Annotated in this window: 6 protein-coding genes; all 6 read left to right on the forward strand. The window is 64.2% G+C overall.

What is annotated here, in order from left to right; genetic code table 11:
• The first annotated feature begins 37 nt into the window (after window positions 1–37).
• The 6 genes from xseA to DVDV_RS21285 all read left to right on the forward strand — a co-directional run bounded on the left by xseA (window position 38) and on the right by DVDV_RS21285 (window position 6,226).
• Window positions 38–1,447, forward strand: coding sequence for an exodeoxyribonuclease VII large subunit (gene xseA / locus DVDV_RS21260; RefSeq protein WP_075356570.1), 1,410 nt, complete (start codon window positions 38–40; stop codon window positions 1,445–1,447).
• Complete coding sequence (gene xseB, locus DVDV_RS21265; RefSeq protein WP_075356571.1) at window positions 1,444–1,707, forward strand: exodeoxyribonuclease VII small subunit; 264 nt, start codon at window positions 1,444–1,446, stop codon at window positions 1,705–1,707. Before xseA ends, xseB begins: the two co-directional genes overlap by 4 nt.
• Window positions 1,704–2,603, forward strand: a complete 900-nt coding sequence (locus tag DVDV_RS21270; RefSeq protein WP_075356572.1) for a polyprenyl synthetase family protein — start codon at window positions 1,704–1,706, stop codon at window positions 2,601–2,603. The genes xseB and DVDV_RS21270 overlap by 4 nt, the downstream gene beginning before the upstream one ends.
• Before the next feature lie 37 nt (window positions 2,604–2,640).
• A complete protein-coding gene (gene dxs, locus DVDV_RS21275; protein ID WP_075356573.1) occupies window positions 2,641–4,542 on the forward strand; it encodes a 1-deoxy-D-xylulose-5-phosphate synthase in 1,902 nt (633 codons plus the stop codon).
• A gap of 351 nt (window positions 4,543–4,893) precedes the next feature.
• Complete coding sequence (locus DVDV_RS21280; RefSeq protein ID WP_075356574.1) at window positions 4,894–5,865, forward strand: deoxyhypusine synthase family protein; 972 nt, start codon at window positions 4,894–4,896, stop codon at window positions 5,863–5,865.
• Window positions 5,866–5,983: 118 nt separating this feature from the next.
• The gene (locus DVDV_RS21285) at window positions 5,984–6,226 is read left to right on the forward strand and encodes a hypothetical protein (RefSeq protein ID WP_043630577.1); all 243 of its coding nucleotides are present in this window, start codon (window positions 5,984–5,986) and stop codon (window positions 6,224–6,226) included.
• Window positions 6,227–6,265 lie beyond the last annotated feature (39 nt).

A 6,265-nucleotide genomic window follows, 5' to 3' on the forward strand; every position in this document is an offset into this window, starting at 1 on the left:
GGGTTCCCTCCCCAGTTCTCGATCCTGGACGCCATATATGCCCCATGTGTTTGAAGTCGGTGAGCTGACGCGGTCCTTGAAGGACGTGGTCGAGTCGGAGTTCCCCTTTGTCTGGGTGCGCGGGCAGGTGGTGAATTTGTCGCGTCCGGGCTCCGGGCATTTGTATTTTTCCTTGCGTGACGCCGAGGCCTCGCTGGCCGTGGTCTGGTTTCGCGGAGCCCAGGCCGGCCGGGTGTCGGCTGGCGGCGAGCGCTATGATCCGCTGACCGGCGAGGTCCTGGACCGGCCGTTGGCGGAACTGCTCAGCGACGGCATGGAGATCATGGTGGCCGGGCGGCTCACGGTCTATGCCCAGCGCGGCGTCTACCAGTTGGTGGCCGAGGTGGTGCAGGAGGTCGGGGTTGGCCGGTTGTGGCTGGAATTTGAGGCGCTCAAAAAGGATCTGGCGGCCAAGGGCTATTTTGATGCGGCCAGGAAGCGGCCGTTGCCGCCGCATCCGACCCGGGTTGCGGTCATAACGGCCCCGGCCGGTGCTGCTGTGCGCGATTTCATCCGTATCGGCCGCGAGCGCGGGCATGGTGCCCAGGTGCGGGTCTATCCGACGTTGGTGCAGGGCGACGCCGCCCCGGCCGGCATTGTCCGGGCCATGTTGCGGGCCGTGGCCGACGACTGGGCCGAGGTCTTGGTGCTTATTCGCGGCGGTGGTTCGCTCGAGGATTTGTGGGCTTTTAATACCCTGGACGTGGCCAGGGCCATTTTTGCCTCGCCCCTGCCGGTCCTGACCGGGGTCGGGCACGAGGTGGACGTGACCATCGCCGACATGGTGGCCGATGTGCGCGCCGCCACGCCCTCCCACGCCGCTCAGCTCCTGTGGCCTGAGCGCGAGCAGTTGGCCCAGCGTCTGGATGATGCCGAAATGGCTCTTCGCCGGCTGGCCGGGCAATTGCTGGCATCCCGGGAGCGGGAACTGGCTGTTTTGGCCCGGGGCCTGTCCTGGCTGTCGCCGTCGCGGCGGCTGGCCCGGTTGGACGAGTCCTTTGCCGGCGCGGCCGGGAGGCTCACCCGGGCCGGGACCGGCTATCTGGACGGGGTGGCCCGGCGATTGGACGACCTGGAAGCCCGGGTGGCCCGGCGGTTTGACGCCCGGAGCCTGGATGCTCGGGAGGAAGCGCTCGCCCGGTGGTTGGAGCGGCTGTCGGCGGCCGGCCGGATGTATCTGGCTGGCCGGGAGCGGCGGTTGGAATTGGCTGAGGCGCATCTGGCCGGCCTGGACCCGACCGGACCGCTGGCCCGGGGCTACAGCCTGACGACGGTTGCCCGCACCGGGAAATTTCTGCGCCGGGAAGCCGATGTGCGCCCCGGCGACAAGCTCGACATCATGGTGTACGATGGCACAGTCCGGGCCGTTGTGACGGAAAACGGGCCTGAAGCTGGAGAAAAGCTTTGAGTGTGAAAGAAGAATCCTTTGAAAAGGCCCTGGAGCGGCTGGAGCGCATTGCCGTGCGCCTGGAAGCCGGCGATGTGCCGCTGGAAAAGGGCGTGGCCCTGTACAAAGAGGGCATGGGGTTGGTGGGGACCTGTCGCAAACGGCTGGAGGCTGCCCGGATGGAAATCGCCCTGGCGGGCGAGGACGGGACGTTGCGGCCCTTTGACGTGAACGACGACGAAGGGGCCGGCGTGGCCGGTCCGGCCGGGGAGGAGTCGTGACGGTGAAGGAACGGTTGGCTGCGCTGGCAGCCGAGGTCGAGGTGTATTTGCGGGAGCGGTTCGGTGTGCGGATGCGGGAGCGCGGCGTGCCGGAGAATCTGCTTTCCGCCATGGAATATTCCCTGCTGGCCGGGGGCAAACGGTTGCGACCGGTTCTTTGCCTGACGTTTGCCGAACTTTTCGAGGCCAGGCGGGCGCGGGTCATGCCCTTTGCCGCCGGTTTCGAGCTCATTCACACCTATTCGCTGGTTCATGACGATCTACCGGCCATGGACGACGACGATCTGCGTCGCGGCCGGCCGTCCAATCATAAAGTATTCGGCGAAGCCGGGGCCATTCTGGCCGGCGACGCGCTTTTGACCGAGGCCTTCGGCTGCATGGGCCGCACCTGGCCGGGCGTGGCGGCCGAACTGGTCCTGCCGGCTTTGTCCGAAGCGGCCAGGGCCGCCGGGGCGGCCGGCATGGTCGGCGGTCAGGTCCTGGACATGGACTACACTGCCCGCGAGGGCGTGACCCTGGCCGAGCTGGCCCGGATGCAGACGCTGAAGACCGGGGCGCTTCTGACCGCCTCCTGCGTGTGCGGGGCGATACTCGCCGGTGCGGGCGAGGAGGGCGTTGCCCGGGCCCGGGAATACGGCGAGGCCGTGGGCGCGGCCTTTCAGATCGTCGACGACATCCTTGATGAGATCGGCGACGCGACAACCCTTGGCAAGCCTGTGGGGAGCGACCGGGAGCAGGGCAAGAACACCTATCCGTCCATGATCGGCCTTGACGAAAGCCGTCGGCTGGCCGAGGAACGCGTGGCCGCCGCCCTGGCCGCTATCGAACCGTACACCGGCGAAGCTGCCGATTTTCTGCGGGATCTGGCCCGCTACATCGTTGTCCGGGTGCAGTGACGGTTGTAAGCCTCGGCAGGGACAAGGAAAAAACGCAATGACGGCAATGAGCGACACGGGCCTTCGCATCCTCCCGCGCATCAAGCACCCGCATGACGTGGCCGGCCTTTCCGCTGAGGAGAGGACACTCCTGGCTGAAGAGATCCGGCAGGTCATCATTGGCACGGTATCGATGAACGGCGGCCATCTGGCTCCGTCGCTGGGCGTTGTGGAACTGACGCTGGCGCTTCTTGCCGCCTTCGATCCCGGCCGCGATAAATTGGTCTGGGACGTCGGACATCAGGCCTATGCCTACAAGATCCTCACCGGCCGTCAGGAACAATTCCACACTCTGCGCACCATGGGCGGGGTCAGCGGCTTTCCGCGTCCGGCCGAAAGCCCCTTTGACCATTTCGGTGTCGGCCATTCCAGCACCTCCATCTCGGCCGCCTTGGGGCTGGCCATGGCCCGGGACCGCAAGGGCGAGGACCACGACGTGGTGGCCATTATCGGCGACGGTTCCATGACCGCCGGTCTGGCCTACGAGGGACTCAACCAGGCCGGGGGCTGGGGCGGGCGGCTTATTGTCGTCCTAAACGACAACGAGATGTCCATTTCCAAAAACGTCGGGGCGCTCTCGCTCTTTTTAAGCCGCAAGCTCAACCAGCGCTGGGTCAAACGGCTGAAAAAGGATATGGAAAGCTGGATCGGCTCATTGCCCTACGGCGGCGACCTCATGGGCTACGTGCGCCGCGGGGAGGAGTCGTTTAAAAGCTTTTTCACCCCCGGGATGCTTTTTGAGGCCTTCCGCTTCAACTATCTCGGTCCCATCGACGGGCACAACACCGAGCGGCTCATTGAGGTCTTCAAGGAAGTCAAGGATATCGAGGGGCCAGTGCTGGTCCATGTGCTGACCAAGAAAGGCCGCGGCTACGAACCGGCCGAGAACAATCCCACGTATTTCCATGGTGTGGGTTGTTTTGAGCCGGAAACCGGACTGGTGGAAAAAGCCGGGGTGTGTACGCCAAGCTACACCCAGGTGTTTGGCGAGGCCTTGCTGGCTTCGGCCAAGGCCGATCCCCGGGTCATGGCCATCACCGCCGCCATGCCCGAGGGTACGGGGCTGTCGCGTTTCGCCACGGAGCTTCCCGAGCGCTTCGTGGACGTCGGCATCTGCGAGCAGCACGCCGTGACCTTTGCCGCCGGGCTGGCCATGGCCGGCTACAAACCGGTTGTGGCCATCTATTCCACCTTCATGCAGCGCTCCTACGACCAGATTGTCCACGACGTGTGCCTGCAAAATCTGCCCGTGACCCTGTGCCTCGACCGGGGTGGGCTGGTGGGCGAGGACGGGGCCACCCACCACGGGGCCTTTGATATTTCCTATCTGCGCCACATTCCCAATCTTGTTTTCATGGCCCCGGGCAGCGAGGCCGAGCTGCCGGCCATGCTGGCCACCGCCCTGGCCCATGGCGGTCCGGTCGCCATCCGCTATCCCCGGGGGGCCGGCGTCGGCCTGCCCGTGCCCCAGGCAGCCGAGCCCCTGCCCATTGGCCAGGGCGTCATGGTGCGCGAGGGGACCGACGCCCTGGTGGTGGCCATCGGCAGCCGGGTCATGCCGGCCGTGGCTGCCGCCGATGCCCTGGCCGCCGAGACCGGCAAGGAAGTGGCGGTCTTTAACGCCCGATTCATCAAGCCTGTGCCCCAAGCCCAACTCCTTGAACTGGCCGGCCGTTATCCGCTGTGGCTGACGGTTGAGGAAAATGTGCTCCAGGGCGGTTTTGGTGCGGCCGTGCTGGAGATGCTTTCCGACGCCGGGGCGCTGTCCGGACTGACCGTCACCCGGCTGGGCCTGCCCGACGCCTTTGTGGAACACGGCGGGCAAAATGCCTTACGGGTCCTGTGCGGTATCGATCAAACCGGCATCAAGGCTGCTCTTTCCCGCTTGCTTGGGCTGTAGCCGGGCGCATCCGGCCAACGCCCGATGCAGGCCCCGGACTGGCTGACCGCTGTTTTTTTCCCACCGGGGCCTCCTGGACCGGAGATCAGCCTGGAGCCCTCCCTCCGTTGCCTGGCCCGATGCTTGCCTATGGCTGGCCGGGACGGCCGCACGTTGTCTGGTCGCCCTGGTCTGGTGGCCCCGATGGCCGGTTCTGCTCTGGACGGTGCGCTTGAGAGAGGATATGGTCAAAGCCTTGCGTCATGGGGACAATAGTGTTTTCAGGGGCTTTTTGCCCACGTCCCCGGGCACCATCGAGGAGCGGGCCGACCAAGGCGACGGTCCCGCCCGGGAATAACCCAAGGAGTTAGAATGTCTTCCATATCCCGTTTCATGGAAACCAATTTCCGCCACTTCAACGCCCGCGAGACGCTGGATGCGGCCAAAGCCTGGAATGATCTCCTGGGCCGCGGCGGCAAGATGTTTCTCACCATGGCCGGCGCCATGAGCACCTGCGAACTGGGCATTTCCCTGGCCGAGATGATCCGCCAGGACAAGGTCCACGCCATCAGCTGCACCGCCGCCAACCTTGAAGAGGATCTGTTTAACCTCTTTAATCACAATGAATACAAGATGGTCCCCGAGTACCGCGACCTTTCGCCCGAGGCGGAAAAGGCGCTGTACGACCAGGGATTCAATCGTGTCACCGATACCTGCATTCCGGAAGGTGTCCTGCGCCAGGTGCAGCGCCGCATCTCCAAGTTGTGGGCCGCCGCTGCCGATTCCGGCAAGCCCATGTTCCCCTACGAATACATGTACGCCCTGCTGGACCAGCCCGATATCGAGCAGTTCTTCCAGGTCCCCAAGGAACACTCCTGGGTGCTGGCGGCCAAGGAAAAGGGACTGACCATCTATTCCCCGGGCTTTGAAGACAGCACGCTCGGCAACATCTTTTGCGCCGAAGTTATTTTGGGCCATGTCAAAAGCCACAGCGCCATCCGCACCGGCACCGAGCAGATGGAAGTCCTGGCCAAGTGGTACACCGAGCAGGGCAAGGCCGGCACTCCCATCGGCTTTTTCCAGATCGGCGGCGGCATCGCAGCGGATTTTCCCATCTGCGTGGTGCCCATGCTCATCCAGGACCTGGAACGGGAAGACACGCCGTTTTGGGCCTACTTCGCCCAGATCGGCGATTCCACCACCTCGTATGGCTCCTATTCCGGTGCAGTGCCCAACGAGAAGATCACCTGGGGCAAGCTCGACATCGACACGCCCCGGTTCATGATCAACTCCGACGCCTCCATCGTGGCCCCGTTGATTTTTGCCTACGTGTTGGGTTGGTAAAGTAAAAAAAGTCTTTGCTCTCGGGAGGATCGGGCGTACCTTGGCTCAAATTCCCTCTGGTTTCGACCCGCACGGCGCGGGTGTCATATGCCTGAAACCGCCAAACCTGGAGGAGACTATGAGCAACTTCACTGAAGCCGATTTGCCGGTCAGCATTGACCACGAACAAATGGTCACGCTTGGCGACGGGACGACCATCCGTTTCGAAACCAATGGCGAGGCCAAGGACGTTTACATCGGCGACGCCTTCACGGCCACAACGCAGCTCTTTCCGGGCAACGACTTTTTTGTCGATGCCGGAGGCAAGACCTTCAAGGTGACGGCCGAGTTCGAAGATGTCGTGACGGTCAGCGCCGCCTAGATTCGTTTTCCGCGCAGATACAGGCCGGGGGCTTTGGCT

The sequence above is a fragment of the Desulfovibrio sp. DV genome, from assembly GCF_001936595.1.
In the GTDB taxonomy this organism is placed as follows: domain Bacteria; phylum Desulfobacterota; class Desulfovibrionia; order Desulfovibrionales; family Desulfovibrionaceae; genus Solidesulfovibrio.